Raw genomic sequence first — 15,343 nt, forward strand, 5'->3', positions numbered from 1 at the left:
CGCTCCCTTGGCACAAGGGGCCAACTCAAATCCGGCAAAGGACAAATAGCGCTGTGATCGTCGTGTTCGGCTCCATCAATATCGACCTGATCGGCCACGCCCCCACCCTGATGCGGCCGGGCGAAACCGTGCTCGGCACCGCGCTCGAACTCTCCCCGGGCGGCAAGGGGGCCAATCAGGCGCTCGCGGCCAGCCGTGCCGGCGCCGAGGTCAGGATGGTGGGCTGCGTGGGCTCGGACGATTTCGCCGCCCAGGCGCTCACCCTGTTGCGCGAATCCGGGGTCGATCTGTCCGGCGTGCGCCGCATGGATCGCCATACCGGCACCGCGCTGATCATCGTCGACAAGGAGGGGGAGAACATGATCACCATTCTCCCCGGCGCCAATTCGCGCCTGACCGCCGCAGCGCTCGAACAGGCCGGCATCGCGGCCGGTGACTGGCTGCTGCTCCAGCTCGAAACCCCTATAGAGGCCTCGATCGCCGCCGCCAAGCTGGCGCGGGAACAGGGCGCCAAAGTCGTCCTCAACCTCGCGCCCTTCACCGATTTCGATCTCGGCTTTCTCGACCATATCGACGTTTTGGTCGTCAACGAAACCGAACTGACCGGCGTGCTCGCGATGCTCGACGTTCCCGAACTCGACGAGGACGAAGCGGTCGCCTGGCTGGCCGAAAGGATCGGTGTCACCGTGGTCGCGACCCTCGGGTCGCGCGGCGCCCTCGCCGCCGCCAACGGGCAGATCGTCTCCGCTCCGGCGCTCAAGATCACCCCGCTCGATACGGTGGGGGCCGGCGACACCTTCGTGGGCTATCTCGCCGCCGGGCTGGCCGAAGGCCTCGATCTGGCTTCCGCCATGGAGCGGGCCGGAGTCGCAGCGGGTCTTGCCTGCCTCGCCCATGGGGCCCAGCCCTCGATTCCGGAAATCGATGCGGTCACGGCCCGACTCGCCGCCCCAAAATGAGCGCAACTCACACCCTCGTCATCGACCGGCTCGGCCATCGCGGCGAGGGTGTGGCGTTGGTCGAAGGCAAGCCGATCTTCGTGCCCGCAACCCTGCCCGGGGAAACCGTCGCGGTCACCATCGAAGGCAATCGCGGCACGCTCCTCGATATTCTCGCACCCAGCCCCAACCGAAGCGCTGCGCCGTGCCCGCATTTTCCCGCCTGCGGCGGCTGCCAGCTCCAGCATCTGAGCGCTGAAACCTATAGCCAATTCAAGCGCTCGCTGGTCGTCGATGCCCTTTCGCGCGCCGGTGTTGCCGCCGACGTCAACGACCCCATCATCGCCTATGGCGCCGGCCGTCGCCGCGCCACCTTTCATGCCACGCGCTCTGCTGCCGGGTTCATGGCGCTGCGCAGCCACCAAATCCACGATCTCGACCGCTGCCCGATCCTCGTCCCCGCCCTTGCCCAGGCCCCGCGCATCGCCCGCGATTTCGCTTCTGCCGTCGGGCCCTGCGATGTGGCCTTCACCGCCTCGGATATGGGCCTCGACGTGGCGGTCCGCGCCAAGGGCACAAAGGCGAATCCTAAGCTCACCGATCTCGCCCGCGCCTTCGATCTCGCCCGGCTTTCGCTCAATGGCGAGCCGCTGATCATCCACCGCCAGCCCACGGTCACCATGGGCCGCGCCCAGGTCCCGCTTCCGGTCGGCAGCTTTCTTCAGGCCACCGAAGCGGCGGAAGCCGCTCTTGCCGAACTGGTCGTCAAGGCCGTGGCCGGCGCAAGGCAGGTGGCGGACCTGTTCTGCGGCGTCGGCCCCTTCGCCCTGCGCCTGGCCGAACGTGCCGCCGTCCTTGCCGCCGATTCCGATAGCCCCGCCGTCGCCGCGCTCGATGCGGCAAAGCGCAAGGCCAAGGGGCTCAAGCCCATCGCGGCCGAAAAACGCGACCTCTTCCGCGAACCGCTCGGCCCGTTCGAGCTCAACCATTTCGACGCCGTCGTCCTCGATCCGCCCCGCGCCGGCGCCCAGGCCCAGATCGCCGAACTGGCGAAATCGAAGGTCAAAACCATCGCCTATGTGAGCTGCGATCCGCAAAGTTTCGCCCGTGACGCGGCAACACTGGTCGCAGCGGGTTATGTCATCGGCCCTGTTAGGCCTTTGGACCAGTTCGCCTTTTCGTCGCACACGGAAGTGTTCGCCCGCTTCGAACGCCCCTGATCGCCCACAAGACGGGGGTTTCCACAGTCATCAATCTGTCATCTCTCTGTCACGCAGGAGTCAAGACCAAGCCCTACGTCTCGTGCCGCAACGGCAGGGGCGGGCTTCGCGCCGCCGAAAACTTCAATCAGGGTTTGGACAGCAACATGCTCAAGACACTCCTGGCCAGCGGCACGGCTGGTCTCGCACTTTTCGCTGGCGCTGGCACGGCCTTCGCCCAGACCGAAATCTCCTGGTGGCATTCGATGGGCGGCGAGCTCGGCGAGCGTCTGGTCGCCATCACCGAGGACTTCAATGCCAGCCAGGACGAATATGTCGTGGTCCCCTCCTATCGCGGCGAATACGAGGAATCGCTGGTCAACACCATCGCTGCCTTCCGCGCCGGCGAACAGCCCCACCTCGTTCAGGTCTACGAAGTGGGCACCGGCACCATGATGGCCGCCCAGGGCGCCGTCTACCCGGTCTATCAGCTCATGGCTGACCACGGCTCGAACTTCGACCCGTCCGCCTACCTGCCGGTCGTCACCGGCTATTACACCGACACCGACGGCAATATGCTTTCGATGCCGTTCAATTCCTCGACCCCGATCCTTTACTACAACAAGGACGCGTTCGAAGCCGCCGGTCTCGATCCTGAAGTTGCTCCCGCCACCTGGGAAGAAATCGAATCCTTTTCGCAACAGATCCTTGATGCCGGCGCTGCCGAATGCGGCTTCGTGATGGCCTATACCGCCACCTGGCTCGGCACCGAAAACCTTTCGGCCCTGCACAACGTGCCCTATGGCACGCTGGAAAACGGCTTCGGCGGTCTTGATAGCGAATTGACCTTCAACCACGAGTTGGCCGTTCGCCTCTGGGAAAAGCTGGCCGAGTGGCAGGAAGCCGGCATCTATTCGTATGGCGGCACTGCCGGCGGCGCCGACAACGCCCCCAAATTCTATTCGGGCGAATGCGCCATGTACATGAACTCCTCGGCCTCGCGCGCCGGCGTTCTGGCCAATGCCGATGGCTTTGAAGTGGGCTTCGGCATGCTGCCGGTCTTTGCCGACGTCGAAGGCGCCCCGCAGAACTCGATCATCGGTGGCGCGACGCTCTGGACCCTTTCGGGTCACGAAGACGCTGAATACGAAGGCGTTGCCGAGTTCCTGACCTACCTCTCCTCGCCTGAAGTCCAGGCCGCTTGGCACCAAGCCACCGGCTACCTCCCGGTCACCACTGCCGCTTACGAGCTGAGCCAGGAGCAGGGCTACTACGACGAGAACCCCGGCGCCGATACCGCCATCAACCAGATCAACCTCAACGAGCCCACCGAGAACTCCAAGGGCGTTCGCTTCGGCAACATGCCCCAGATCCGCACCGTTCTCGATGAAGAACTCCAGGCTGTTCTGAACGGCACCAAGACTGCCCAGGAAGCCCTGGATTCGGCTGTCGAACGCGGCAACCAGATCCTGCGTGAGTTCGAAGCCGCCAACAGCTAAGCGGCGTCACAACAAAAAGGAAGGGCCGGCCCCAGCGCGCCGGCCCTTCGACATTTTGCGACGGGCGGACGATGGAAACCAAACGCACAATCTTTCCCCAAAAGGCGCTGCCCTATCTGTTCGTGGCGCCCCAATTGATCATCACCCTGGTGTTCTTCATCTGGCCGGCATCCCAGGCGGTCAAATCCTCCTTCGAGCGCACCGACCCCTTCGGGCTCTCGACCCAGTTCGTGGGCCTCACCCACTACATTCGCCTGTTCCAGGATCCGCTCTATCTCAATTCGGTCGGCCGCACCGTGATCTTTGCCGTCGCGGTGACCGCCATTTCCATGGGACTGGCGCTGCTGCTCGCGGCCGCCGTCTCCCGGCTGATCCGCTCGTCCCAAGCCTATACCACCCTGCTGGTCTGGCCCTATGCCGTCGCCCCGGTGGTCGCTGGCATTCTGTGGTGGTTCCTGTTCAATAGCTCCACCGGCATCCTGCCCTATATGCTGCGCTATTTCGGCGTCGTCTGGAACGCCAACCTCAATGGCGACCACGCGATGATCCTCATCATCATCGCGGCGAGCTGGAAGCAGATTTCCTACAATTTCCTGTTCTTTCTAGCCGGCATGCAGTCGATCCCGCACTCGCTCACCGAAGCGGCGGCCATCGATGGCGCGGGCCCCTTCAAGCGGTTCTGGACCATCGTCTTCCCGCTGCTTTCGCCCACCACGTTCTTTTTGTTCATCATCAATGTCAATTACGTGATGTTCGACACCTTCGGCATCATCGCCGCAACCACCGAGGGCGGTCCCAATCAGGCCACCAACATCCTTGTGTACAAGGTTTATTCGGACGGGTTCATCGGCCTCAATATCGGCTCGTCATCGGCCCAGTCGGTGGTCCTGATGCTGTTCGTCATCCTCCTTACCTTCGTGCAGTTCCGCTATGTGGAACGGCGGGTGCAGTATTAGAGGCGCCGCCATGGTCGAAAACCGTCCCCTTCTCACCGTCCTCACCCATCTGGTCCTGGTCGTGGGCGTCATCATCGTCGCCTTCCCCGTCTATGTGGCGGTCATCGCCATGACCCATACCGATGTGACGCTCAACAGCGGCGCCCCGCTTCTGCCGGGTGGCGAACTCATCGCCAACCTCATTGCGGTCTGGACCTTCGATCCGCCGGGCAGCCCGCCCTTCTGGCTGATGGTGTGGAATTCCACGGTGATGGCGCTCATCATCATGGTGGGCAAGATCGCCATCTCGATCATCTCCGCCTACGCCATCGTCTATTTCAAATTCCCCTTCCGGCTCCTGGCCTTCTGGCTGATCTTCATCACCCTGATGCTGCCGGTCGAGGTGCGCATCATCCCCACCTATGAGGTCGTGGCCAATCTGGGCATGCTCAACACCTATGCCGGCCTCACCGTCCCGCTGATCGCCTCGGCCACCGCCACCTTCCTCTTCCGGCAGTTCTTCATGACCATCCCGGACGAGATGATGGAGGCGGCCCGCGTCGATGGCGCCGGCCCGATCAAATTCTTCCGCGATATCCTTTTGCCGCTCTCGCGCACAAATATCGCGGCGCTGTGCATCATCCTCTTCATCTATGGCTGGGTGCAGTATCTCTGGCCGCTTCTGGTCACCACGCGCGAGGAACACTTCACCCTCATGATGGGCGTACGCCAGATGGCCGGCGCCCAGGAGGTCGATCCGCAATGGAACCTCATCATGACGGCCGTGGTGCTCGCCATGCTGCCCCCCGTCCTCATCGTCATTCTCATGCAGCGCCTGTTCGTCAAAGGCCTTGTCGAAACGGAGAAATAACCAATGTCCGCCATCGAAATCTCCAATGTCCGCAAGATCTATCAGGGCAATGTCGAGGCCATCAAAGGCATTGATCTGTCCATCGAAGACGGCGAACTCGTCGTCCTCGTCGGTCCTTCCGGCTGTGGGAAATCCACGCTGTTGCGCATGATTGCCGGGCTGGAATCGATCACCTCGGGCGACGTGCGCATCGGGGAAACCGTGGTCAACAAGCTCGAACCGGCCGAGCGCGACATCGCCATGGTGTTCCAGAACTATGCGCTCTACCCCCATATGAGCGTGCGCCAGAATCTCGAATACGGGCTCAAGAACCGCAAAACCCCCAAGGAGGAGATCGATCGCCGCGTCGCCGAGGCCGCCCGGATCCTGGAAATCGAACAGTTCCTCGAGCGCAAGCCGCGCCAGCTTTCCGGCGGCCAGCGTCAGCGCGTCGCGATGGGCCGGGCCATCGTACGCCAGCCCAAGGCGTTCCTGTTCGACGAGCCACTCTCCAATCTCGATGCCAAACTGCGCGGCCAGATGCGGGTTGAAATCCGCCGCCTGCAGCGCACGCTTGGCACCACCTCGGTCTATGTCACCCACGATCAGCTCGAAGCCATGACGTTGGCCGACAAGCTGGTGGTGATGAACGGCGGGGTGATCGAACAGATCGGCAAGCCGCTCGAGGTCTATTCCGACCCTGCTTCGGTCTTCGTTGCCGCCTTCATGGGTTCGCCCGGCATGAACCTGGTTCCCACCGACGCGCTGCGCGCCGTGGCCGGCACGCTTCCCGACCGCGTGGCTGCCGGCTGCGGCACCATCGGCATCCGCCCCGAAGATATCGCCCTCGAAGCGCCCGCCGAGCCCCACCTTTCGATCGACGCCACCCTCGATGCCATCGAGCTCGTAGGTTCGGAAAGCCTGCTCTATGTTCACGCCCAGGGGCTCGACAAGGAACTGGTGCTGCGCAGCGCCGGCATCCATCGCGGCGAGACCGGCGATGCGCTCAAAATCCACGTTCCGCACACCGCTTTGCATTGTTTCGATGCCCAGACGGGGCGAAAAATGCACGACCGTGTTGGCAATGCCTGAATAGAGCCGTCGATCAGGGGCACATTGGCTGATCTCGACCCGTATATGGACACTATGGAGCCACCATGCGTGCCGTCATAACAGCCCTGATCGCCATCTCTCTCGCCCTCGTTTCCCCCGCTCTCGCCCAGGATTCGAGGGGTTACGCCAAGTCCCTCTTCGCCCAGCTCCATCCCGAGGACCAAACCCTCGCCCAAGGCTGGCGCGAAGGGCTGGCGGCTCGTCTCGACCAATTGGCCGGGACCTCCGAGGATCCCGAAATCCTGGGTGCCCTTCCACAATTTCAGACCCTGATCGATGCCGAGCCCATCGCCTTCCACATCGCCGAACTCGAAGGCGATTGGCGCATGCGCTCGCTGCAAGCCACCGAACTGGGCGCTTTCGTCTATCCCTATTTTCCCGCCCGCATCTATCCCGAAGGGCAGGCGCTCATCTTCGACAAGGCGTCCGGCAGCCAGCGCCATCGGGGCATGTTGGCGCAAGCTGATGATATGACGGTGTTTTTCGTCGGAGCGCTTTACTACGGCTATGAAGCCCCGCGCCTTTATTCGACAATGATGGCCGGGGAAATCACGCCCGAACAGCGCGAATTCGATGCGGTCGCCGAAATTCAGAAAATCGGCGAAAACCACTTCGTCATGGCCTTCGCTCCCGAAGATGGCGGACGATTCCGGCTCTATGAAATCAGAAAGTAATCCCTGCCTCTCTCTGATTGGGTAGGATGGGAAACAGGATTGGCGGCAAATGTCACCAATCCTACCCATCGCCGGCCTTCCAATGCATTCAATTGCCTCGAAGTGCGTCTTGCGGGCTTGTCAGGCTCGAACGGTGCGCGCTAGCAAACTCCACCCCTCGCGCCTTGCGCCGGGGAAGAGGAATTTGGAGGAAAATCAATGATTAGACGCGCCTGCTCGCTTGCCGGAGCCATGCTCCTCATCGTCTCGACTTCTGCCCTCGCTCAGGAGGAGATGCCCGATACGCCGCGACAGATCCTGTTCGTGGGCAACAGCTATTTCTACTACAACGACAGCATCCACAATCATCTCAACCGCATGCTGGCGGAAGCCGAAGGCCGCAGCGATGACGACCTGCTGCCCTTCCGCTCGATCACCATTTCGGGCGGCTCGCTCGACCATCACCCTTACGAGCATTACCTGACCCCCGGCGCCATCGGCTATGACGAGCCGTTCGACGCGGTGATCTTGGCCGGGCATAGCGCCGCCGGCAATTCCGATAACCGCCGCACCCGCTTCCGCGATGCGGTTCTGGCCGCCAATGAGCTGATCGCCGAGCACGGCGCCGAAACGGTTCTCTACATGACCCACGCCTATGGCGAAGGTCACGAGAACCACTCCCCGGGAATGACCCACAATCTGGAAAGCCTTTATACCGAAGTCGCCGCCGAGATCGGCGCCACGGTCATCCCGGTCGGCTTGGCCTTTGCCAACGCCTATGAGGAGAGGCCTGATCTCGAACTGCATGTGGAGTTCGACCATAGCCATCCCAATCTGGCCGGCTCCTACCTTGCCGCGGCAACTGCCCTTGCAACGCTGTACGGGGTATCGCCGGTCGGCCTCGAATACGATTATTACGACCGGCTGGACCCTGAAACCGCTGCCTTCCTGCAGCAGATCGCCGCCGACACCGTGGCCGAATTCAACGGAAACTAGCGATCGACGCGCGTTGAAAGAATGATCGAACTCATGGTGCGCTCGACCCCTTCGAGCGCACCGATCCTGTCGATCACCGCGTCGAGTTCAGCGACAGACGGGGCCTCGACCACCACGATCATGTCGAAGCTCCCCGAAACCGAATGCACGGTGCGCACCTCCACCATGGATTCGAGCGCCTTGACCACCTGCCCCACCTTTTTGGGCGAGACCGTCGCCATCAGATGCGCGCTGATCTGGCTCGAAAGATATCCGCCCGACAATTTGAGCGCGTAACCTGCAATGGTTCCGTTGCGTTCGAGTTTTTCGAGCCGACTTTGCGCAGTGGAGCGGGAAACCCCCAGCCGGCGGGCCAGTTCGGCGACCGGCATGCGGGCGTTTTCGCGCAGCAGCGCCAAAAGCATGCGATCGGCGTTAACTTTCGTCATTGTGGTGTAAATTTTCGTTGGTTTGCGCCTTTCGTCTCGCGATTATGCCTCAGTGCCGACTGCAAATCAACGGAACAGCATGGCATCCTGTTTTGGAGGATCGCGGGATTTATCCCCGCTTGAAAAGGAGGATGGTATGAAGGAGATCGTCGTCATAGGGGCGGGCCGGATCGGCGCCACCATAGCGGACATGCTCAGCCAGAGCGGTGATTACGCCGTTACCGTGGTCGACCGTTCCGCCGATGCGCTGGCCGCGCTCGATACCGGTCCCGAGGTCAAGTCTGCGCGCTGCGAAGTGGCCGAACCCGGCGCCCTGGAAGCCATTCTCAAAGGCAAATTCGCGGTGCTCTCGGCAGCGCCCTATTCGCTCACCACCCGCATCGCGGAAGCCGCCGCCGCCGCTGGCGTTCACTATCTCGATCTCACCGAGGATGTAAAATCCACGAGGCGCGTCAAGGAAATAGCATCAAAGGCCGATACCGCCTTCATCCCGCAGTGCGGGCTCGCTCCGGGGTTCATCGCCATCGCCGCGATGAGTCTCGCCAAACGCTTCGATACGCTCGAAGACGTCAAGATGAAGGTCGGCGCCCTGCCGCAATTTCCCACCAACGTCCTCAATTACGCGCTGACCTGGTCGCCCGAAGGGGTGATCAACGAATATTGCGAACCTTGTGAAGCCATCGTCGATGGCGAGCTTACGGAAATCGCTCCGCTGGAGGACATCGAGGAGTTCGAGCTCGATGGGGTGCGTTATGAGGCGTTCAACACGTCGGGCGGGCTGGGCTCCACTCCGCAAGTGCTCAACGGGAAAGTCAAAAACCTCAACTACCGCACCATCCGCTATCCCGGCCATGCGCGGATCATGAAGCTTTTGCTCAACGATCTGAATTTAAAGGATCGCCGCGATCTGGCGCTGGACATCTTCCGCCATGCGCTCTCGACCACCAAGCAGGACATGGTGGTGATCCTGGTCGAAGTGACCGGCACGCGCGTCGGCAAGCCTGCCTATGAGCGCTTCGCGCGCACCATTCTGTCAGGCTATGTGGGAACACGTGAGCGCTCGGCCATCCAGATCACCACTGCCTCGGGCATCTCCGCTGTGCTTGACATGCTGGCCGCCGGGCAATTGCCGCAAAAGGGGTTCGTGGCGCAGGAAGAAATCGCGCTCGATGCCTTCCTCGCCAATCGCTTCGGCCGAATCTATGCCCAGAACCAGGCGATGACCAAGGTCGCCTAGCCGCCGAGTTTTTTCACTCGCTCGATCAGCGCCATCGCGGCCTTGGGATTGCGCTCCTTGAATCCCGAGATCACGAAGGCGAACACTTCGCGCGGGGTTTGCTTGGGGCTAGGCCCGCGGCTGGGCAGATCGTCGGGCACCCCGCCCTGGGCGTAAGTGACGATCCGCTCGGCCCAGAGGTCGAGATCCTTTTCCGAATAGCCCTTCTCGTGCTCCTCGCTGGTCCCCTGCAAGCGCAGATAAACGAAATCGGCGGTGGGGTCGGCGATCACCTGATACTCGGCATCGGCCCCGGTGATCAGCGCCACGCCGTTTTCGCGCGCCAGCGCCACCGCATCGCCATTGGCAAAGCTTTCGTGCCGCGCCTCCACGGCATGGCGCAGCTTGCGGCCGTCCTGGGTTGCGGGCAGGAGCTTCAGAAATGCAGCGAAATCATCGGGATCAAATTTTTTGGTCGAGGCGAGCTGCCAATTGATCGGCCCGAGCTTGTCCTTGAGCTCGGTGATGCCGCTCGATGTAAAACGATTGACCGATTCGCCCGCTTCGCCGAGCACGCGCTTGTTGGTCGCGTAACGCGTGCCCTTCAACGTGAACATGAAATCTTCCGGCACTTCATCGTGCCATTTGCGGAAGCTCTCGGGCTTCTGGCTGCCATAGAAAGTGCCGTTGACCTCCACCCCGGTCATGGTCGTGCCCATATATTCGAGCTCGCGCCTTTGCGCCAATTTCTCCGGATAATAGGTGCCGCGCCAGGGCTCGAACGTCCAGCCGCCCACCCCGATATGGATTTTTCCGCCCGCCATTGTCGCACTCCTGTTTATCGGCGTTCAGACTAGCACGGTGGCCGGTTGGGAACAGCCCGGATTTGCCGTCCGTTGTCACCCAATGGCAAAGGGAAATATCCGTATCGGCATTTCGGGCTGGACCTACAAGGGCTGGCGGGGAAAGTTCTACCCCGAAGGCCTGCCTCATAAGCGCGAGCTTTCCTATGCCGCCGAGTGCTTTCCCTCGATCGAGATCAACGGCACCTTCTATGGCCTGCAGCGCCCCGAAGCCTTCGCCCGCTGGCGCGAGGAGACGCCGGAGGATTTCGTCTTCGCCATCAAGGGCTCGCGCTACATCACCCATATGCTCAGGCTCAAGGAGGTGGAGACCCCGCTCGCCAACTTTCTCGCCTCTGGCCCGTTGCGGCTCGGCCCCAAGCTGGGACCGATCCTCTGGCAATTTCCGGCCCGCATGAAGTTCGATCCTGACCGCTTTTTACGGTTTCTGGACCTGCTGCCGCGCACGACCCAGGAGGCGGCAAAGCTGGCTCGCAAGCACGACCAGCGGCTCGAAGGCCGCGCCTATGCCGAAGCCGAAATCGACATTCCCCTTCGCCACGCCTTCGAAATCCGCAGCGAAACCTTCTGCACGCCGGACTTCGTCGATCTGCTCAGGGCGCACAATGCGGCGCTTGTGGTGGCAGACACCGTCGACTGGCCGCTGGTCATGGATATGACCGCCGACTTCGTCTATTGCCGCCTGCACGGATCTGAGGAGCTTTATACGAGCGGCTATGAGGACGAAGCGCTTGATATATGGGCAAGACGCGTTGCGGCCTGGGCAAGAGGCGCCGAGCCTCGGGACGCAAAGCGTATCGCAGGACGCGGACCGAAGGCCGAGAGCCGGGACGTGTTCGTCTATTTCGACAATGACGCCAAGGTCCGCGCGCCGTTCGATGCGCAGGGGCTGATCAGGCGGTTGAAGCTCGATTAGCCTGCCACCCCAACCGCCCCTCAATGCGGCGGGCGCTTTTGCGCACGAGTGCCTTGAGATCGGGATCGGGCTGGTCAACCTTATGGTCCGGCACAACGATCGAGATCGTCGCGCGGCAGGCGCCTTCGGCATCGCAAATGGGAGAAGCGATGCAGGCGACCGAATAGTCCGACTCTCCGGCCTGAATCGAAAGACGGTTTTCAAGCGCCGTACGGGCCGATGTGACGAGGTCGTTTATGTCGGTTTCCGCCTTGCCGGTGGGCGAGGGGCGGGTGGCGTGCTCGAACACGGCGCGGCGCTTGGGCTCGGGCAGATGTCCGACCAGCAGGCGCCCCGAGGCCGACCAGTTGAGCGGGGTGCGGGTGCCGACGCGCGAGGCGACGCCGAAATGGTCGGGGCCTTCGGCCATGGCGAGGACGACCATGGCATCGCCGTCGCGTCCGCAGACCTGCACGGTCTCGCCCGAGGCGCGCGAGAGGGCGTTCATTTCCTCGGTGGCGACGGAGAGCAGGTCCAGACGGCGGGCATAAGCTAGGCCGTAGTGGTAGAGTTTGGGGCCCAGCCAGACGCTGCCATTCCCCGAGCGATCGACAAAGCCTTGAGCCACCAGATCGTCGATGGTGCCGTAGACCGTCGAGAGCGGCGCGCCGATCGCCTGGCCGATCTCATAGGCCGTGGCCGGCTTTCCGATCGCGACCAGGTGATCGAGGATCTGGCTCGCCCGCTCGAGCGCCGGCACGCGGCGGCGGGGCGCGGCGAGACTCATTGCGGCCACCGGCCGAACGCTTGGGCACGGGCGCGGACCGTATCGGCGAATGGGGTGACCATGCGCCCATCGGCAGCCAGCGCCGCATCGAGCACCGCCGTCAGCCGGCCCGCAACCACCTCTTCCTCGCCCGCATGCAGATTGCAGGGGTCGAGGAACAGATAATTGTGCTCGGCTTCATGGTCGCGGACGATGATGGCCGGTTCGCCCGCCGCCATCGCCGCGGCGAAATCCCAGGCGGTGATTTTCGCCATCCTGGGATCGAAATCGATGCGCAGCCTGTCGAGGGGATTGCCGGTGGGGTCGGGCGTCAAACGGGCGAGGATGCCCGGGCGGTCGTCCAGCGTTGCTTTCCACAGGTCGAGCGCAGCCCGCTCGCGGGCCCGGATACCGGCGTGGTCACGGGTATCCCAGGCCTCGAGCGCGGCAATCACCCCGGCGATGCCCTCCTTGCCGACCTTGAAACCGCGGCCGATGCCATAATTTTGGAGGTACGCGGCGGCCACCAGATCCGCTTTACCGGCAATAATGCCCGAAGTCGGCCCGCCGAGGAATTTGTGCCCCGAATAGAGGACGAGATCGGCGCCCTTGGCGAGAAAGCCCTTGAGATCGTATTCGGAGGCGGCATCGACAATTACCGGCACGCCTTTTTCGTGGGCGATCTCGCAGAAGATTTCCAACGGAAGCTGGCCGTATTCGACGCAGTGGTGCGAGACAACATAGAGCGCTGCGGCGGTATTTTCAGTGATTGCGGCGGCGAGCTGGTGCGGGCGGGTTTCGGTCGCCTGTCCGACCGGAACCACCTTGGCACCGGAAAGCCTGATCGCCTGGTCGATCGGCGCGCCGTAATCGACCAGATGTCCGGTTTGGATGACGACTTGGTTTTTCAGCCCCGCCGTATCGGGGAGGCGCTCGATCAATCCCATGTCGCGGCCGGTCATCAGCCCCGCGATCGTAAGCGTAATCGCCGCCGAGCAGGAGGCCGTAACGCAACCCGCTTCCGCACCCGTCAGCCCTGCGATGGTGCGGCTGGCAGCACGCTGGAGATCGGCGATTTCGGTCCACTGGCCAAGCACCGCGGCGACCGCCTCGCGCGCTTGGGGCACGACGATGGAGGCGCCGAGCCCGGTCATGGTGCCCGAGCAGTTGATGACGCGGCGCAGGCCGAAGCGTTCGTGGATATCCATATCAATCCTCCACAGCGATCACGGCTTCGATCTCCACGGTGATCCCGAAAGGCAGCGAGGAAAAGCCCACGGCCGAGCGGGCATGGATTCCCTTTTTGCCGAACACCGCGACCATCAGGTCCGAGCAGCCATTGACGACTTTCGGGTGCTCGACGAAATCGGGAGTCGCGTTGACCATGCCCAGGAGCTTCACGACCCGCTTGACCCGCGAAAGATCGCCCAGCGCCTCGTGCATGACGGCGATGAGGTTGAGCCCAGTCAGCCGGGCATGGGCGTAACCGGCCTCGATATCCACCCCGGCGCCCAGCTTGCCTGTATGGCGGGTACCGTCCGGTTCGATCGGTCCCTGGCCGGAAATGAAGACCAGATCGCCCTCGCGCACCCAATTGGTGAAATTGGCAACGGGTGCAGGGACGGGCGGCAGTTCCAGCCCCAGTTCGGCGAGGCGCTCATAGGGCGTCATGGCAGCGGCCAGCCGCAATGGGCGCAGGCGCGGGGCACATCGCCCTCCATCGGGTGATAGCGATGGGCATGGACGGCATGGGCACCAAGGATCGCGTAACGCGGCTCGAAAGTCTTTTCGAGCAATGAGGTGGCGCCGTGGGCGTCCCGGACCGTCACCGTGCTGTCCTCGATCTCGAACAGGGTGAATTCGGCGGGCTTGCCGATCGCGAGCAGGTCTTCGGTGTCGAGCCTGATCACCTGTCGCGGGGCAATGGTCGCGGCGTGCACCACGTCTTCGAAATCCATGCCGAGCGAGAGGAGTTTCGAGAGCGTCGTCGCCATGTCCCAGACCGACTGGTCCATGGAGCGGTTGTGCAGGTCGGTGGAGATGGTTTTCGGTTTCAGTCCCCGCGCCAGCGCGGCCTTGGCCACGTCGAACGAAAACGAGGCCCCGCCATGGCCGACATCGAGCACCACGCCGCGCGAAGCGGCGTCCTCCGCGAGGCGATAGAGGTCCTCGTCCTCGAGGATCGAGCCGCCGACCTTGCCGTTGAAGCAATGGGTGACGATGTCGCCCTCGGTCAAGACCGCCAGCACGTCGTCATAGAGTGGGGGCGGCTCGCCCACATGCACCATGAGCGGCAGGTCGAGGATGCGCCCGAGCTTCTTTGCGAGCTTGACTGGCGCCATGTCCCAGCCGCCGGTGATCACCGCGCTGGCGCGGACCTTCAAACCCCGGATCACGTCGCGATTGGCTTCAACCGTTGCCTTGATCCTGTCGATGTCGATCGAGCGCATGTCCATGAGTTCGGAGACCCGGTTACACGCAACCAGCCCGATCGAGCCGAGGTTCAGAAAGGCGTAAACATTCTCGCGCGCCGGCTCGGCGATATACTCGCGAAACCCGTGGAAATTGGCTTCGCCGGCCGAGCCCGCGTCAACGATGGTCGTCACCCCGCGCGCCGCGCCAGCCTCATCGGGAGGGATCGAGATGTCGGTGCCGCCATACCAGATATGGGCGTGCAGATCGGTCCAGCCGGGGGAAAGGAAAGCGCCCCTTCCCTCTATCCGCTCGGCGCCGTCGGCGGCCAGTCCAGGACCCACAGCAGCGACGGTGCCTCCGGGCGCGATGAGAACATCACATCGCTCGGGCAAACCCAGACCGAAGCCGATGGGACGGATGTCCGCGAGCAGTAGCGGTCGATCTGCGGGCGCGAAAGAATTACCGATCACGGTAAAATTCCTTAATTATGGAATAGACTGCGTTATTATGGCATCTTGGTGCTTTCCGTAGCCCGTCGTCAAGAGGCATCCACTCCATTCGCCGTGGGGGGTTCATC

General features: G+C 62.8%; 16 protein-coding genes. 10 read left to right on the plus strand and 6 right to left on the minus strand.

What is annotated here, in order from left to right; genetic code table 11:
* Positions 1 to 53 precede the first annotated feature (53 nt).
* The 8 genes from NO932_RS01125 to NO932_RS01160 all read left to right on the plus strand — a co-directional run bounded on the left by NO932_RS01125 (position 54) and on the right by NO932_RS01160 (position 8,183).
* On the plus strand, positions 54 to 959 hold the full coding sequence (locus NO932_RS01125; RefSeq protein WP_309209193.1) for a ribokinase: 906 nt from the start codon (positions 54 to 56) through the stop codon (positions 957 to 959).
* Positions 956 to 2,158 carry a TRAM domain-containing protein gene (locus NO932_RS01130; protein WP_309209195.1) on the plus strand — a complete coding sequence of 401 codons (1,203 nt, stop codon included), beginning with the start codon at positions 956 to 958 and terminating at the stop codon, positions 2,156 to 2,158. Before NO932_RS01125 ends, NO932_RS01130 begins: the two co-directional genes overlap by 4 nt.
* A gap of 146 nt (positions 2,159 to 2,304) precedes the next feature.
* Complete coding sequence (gene ugpB / locus NO932_RS01135; RefSeq protein ID WP_309209196.1) at positions 2,305 to 3,636, plus strand: sn-glycerol-3-phosphate ABC transporter substrate-binding protein UgpB; 1,332 nt, start codon at positions 2,305 to 2,307, stop codon at positions 3,634 to 3,636.
* 71 nt (positions 3,637 to 3,707) lie between these two features.
* Positions 3,708 to 4,592: a sn-glycerol-3-phosphate ABC transporter permease UgpA gene (gene ugpA / locus NO932_RS01140; protein ID WP_309163233.1), complete on the plus strand. Its 885-nt coding sequence runs from the start codon at positions 3,708 to 3,710 to the stop codon at positions 4,590 to 4,592.
* A gap of 10 nt (positions 4,593 to 4,602) precedes the next feature.
* Positions 4,603 to 5,442, plus strand: a complete 840-nt coding sequence (gene ugpE / locus NO932_RS01145) for a sn-glycerol-3-phosphate ABC transporter permease UgpE (protein ID WP_309209197.1) — start codon at positions 4,603 to 4,605, stop codon at positions 5,440 to 5,442.
* A gap of 3 nt (positions 5,443 to 5,445) precedes the next feature.
* Positions 5,446 to 6,513 (plus strand): sn-glycerol-3-phosphate import ATP-binding protein UgpC, encoded by a 1,068-nt coding sequence (locus tag NO932_RS01150; protein ID WP_309209198.1) that lies wholly within the window; start codon positions 5,446 to 5,448, stop codon positions 6,511 to 6,513.
* 65 nt (positions 6,514 to 6,578) lie between these two features.
* Positions 6,579 to 7,208, plus strand: a complete 630-nt coding sequence (locus tag NO932_RS01155) for a DUF4893 domain-containing protein (protein ID WP_309209199.1) — start codon at positions 6,579 to 6,581, stop codon at positions 7,206 to 7,208.
* 198 nt (positions 7,209 to 7,406) lie between these two features.
* A complete protein-coding gene (locus tag NO932_RS01160) occupies positions 7,407 to 8,183 on the plus strand; it encodes a hypothetical protein (protein ID WP_309209200.1) in 777 nt (258 codons plus the stop codon).
* Here NO932_RS01160 and NO932_RS01165 read toward each other — a convergent pair.
* On the minus strand, positions 8,180 to 8,611 hold the full coding sequence (locus tag NO932_RS01165) for an Lrp/AsnC family transcriptional regulator (protein WP_309163227.1): 432 nt from the start codon (positions 8,609 to 8,611) through the stop codon (positions 8,180 to 8,182). The two genes, NO932_RS01160 and NO932_RS01165, sit on opposite strands and share 4 nt — an antisense overlap.
* Positions 8,612 to 8,747: 136 nt before the next feature.
* On the opposite strand from NO932_RS01165, the gene NO932_RS01170 reads away from it, so the two are divergent.
* Positions 8,748 to 9,848, plus strand: a complete 1,101-nt coding sequence (locus NO932_RS01170; protein WP_309209201.1) for a saccharopine dehydrogenase C-terminal domain-containing protein — start codon at positions 8,748 to 8,750, stop codon at positions 9,846 to 9,848.
* On the opposite strand, the gene NO932_RS01175 is transcribed toward NO932_RS01170, so the two are convergent.
* The gene (locus tag NO932_RS01175) at positions 9,845 to 10,651 is read right to left on the minus strand and encodes a DUF72 domain-containing protein (protein WP_309209202.1); all 807 of its coding nucleotides are present in this window, start codon (positions 10,649 to 10,651) and stop codon (positions 9,845 to 9,847) included. The genes NO932_RS01170 and NO932_RS01175 overlap by 4 nt on opposite strands.
* A gap of 82 nt (positions 10,652 to 10,733) precedes the next feature.
* On the opposite strand from NO932_RS01175, the gene NO932_RS01180 reads away from it, so the two are divergent.
* Positions 10,734 to 11,606 carry a DUF72 domain-containing protein gene (locus NO932_RS01180; protein WP_309209203.1) on the plus strand — a complete coding sequence of 291 codons (873 nt, stop codon included), beginning with the start codon at positions 10,734 to 10,736 and terminating at the stop codon, positions 11,604 to 11,606.
* On the opposite strand, the gene NO932_RS01185 is transcribed toward NO932_RS01180, so the two are convergent.
* Genes NO932_RS01185 through NO932_RS01200 form a run of 4 tightly spaced genes read right to left on the minus strand, consistent with a single transcriptional unit; the run spans position 11,584 to position 15,233 of the window.
* Positions 11,584 to 12,372 carry an IclR family transcriptional regulator gene (locus NO932_RS01185; RefSeq protein WP_309209205.1) on the minus strand — a complete coding sequence of 263 codons (789 nt, stop codon included), beginning with the start codon at positions 12,370 to 12,372 and terminating at the stop codon, positions 11,584 to 11,586. The genes NO932_RS01180 and NO932_RS01185 overlap by 23 nt on opposite strands.
* Positions 12,369 to 13,565, minus strand: coding sequence for an aminotransferase class V-fold PLP-dependent enzyme (locus NO932_RS01190; RefSeq protein WP_309211100.1), 1,197 nt, complete (start codon positions 13,563 to 13,565; stop codon positions 12,369 to 12,371). The genes NO932_RS01185 and NO932_RS01190 overlap by 4 nt, the downstream gene beginning before the upstream one ends.
* Positions 13,561 to 14,022 (minus strand): RidA family protein, encoded by a 462-nt coding sequence (locus NO932_RS01195; RefSeq protein ID WP_309209207.1) that lies wholly within the window; start codon positions 14,020 to 14,022, stop codon positions 13,561 to 13,563. The genes NO932_RS01190 and NO932_RS01195 overlap by 5 nt, the downstream gene beginning before the upstream one ends.
* Positions 14,019 to 15,233: an amidohydrolase/deacetylase family metallohydrolase gene (locus tag NO932_RS01200; protein ID WP_375142901.1), complete on the minus strand. Its 1,215-nt coding sequence runs from the start codon at positions 15,231 to 15,233 to the stop codon at positions 14,019 to 14,021. The genes NO932_RS01195 and NO932_RS01200 overlap by 4 nt, the downstream gene beginning before the upstream one ends.
* Positions 15,234 to 15,343 lie beyond the last annotated feature (110 nt).

The sequence above is a fragment of the Pelagibacterium sp. 26DY04 genome (assembly GCF_031202305.1).
GTDB lineage: Bacteria > Pseudomonadota > Alphaproteobacteria > Rhizobiales > Devosiaceae > Pelagibacterium.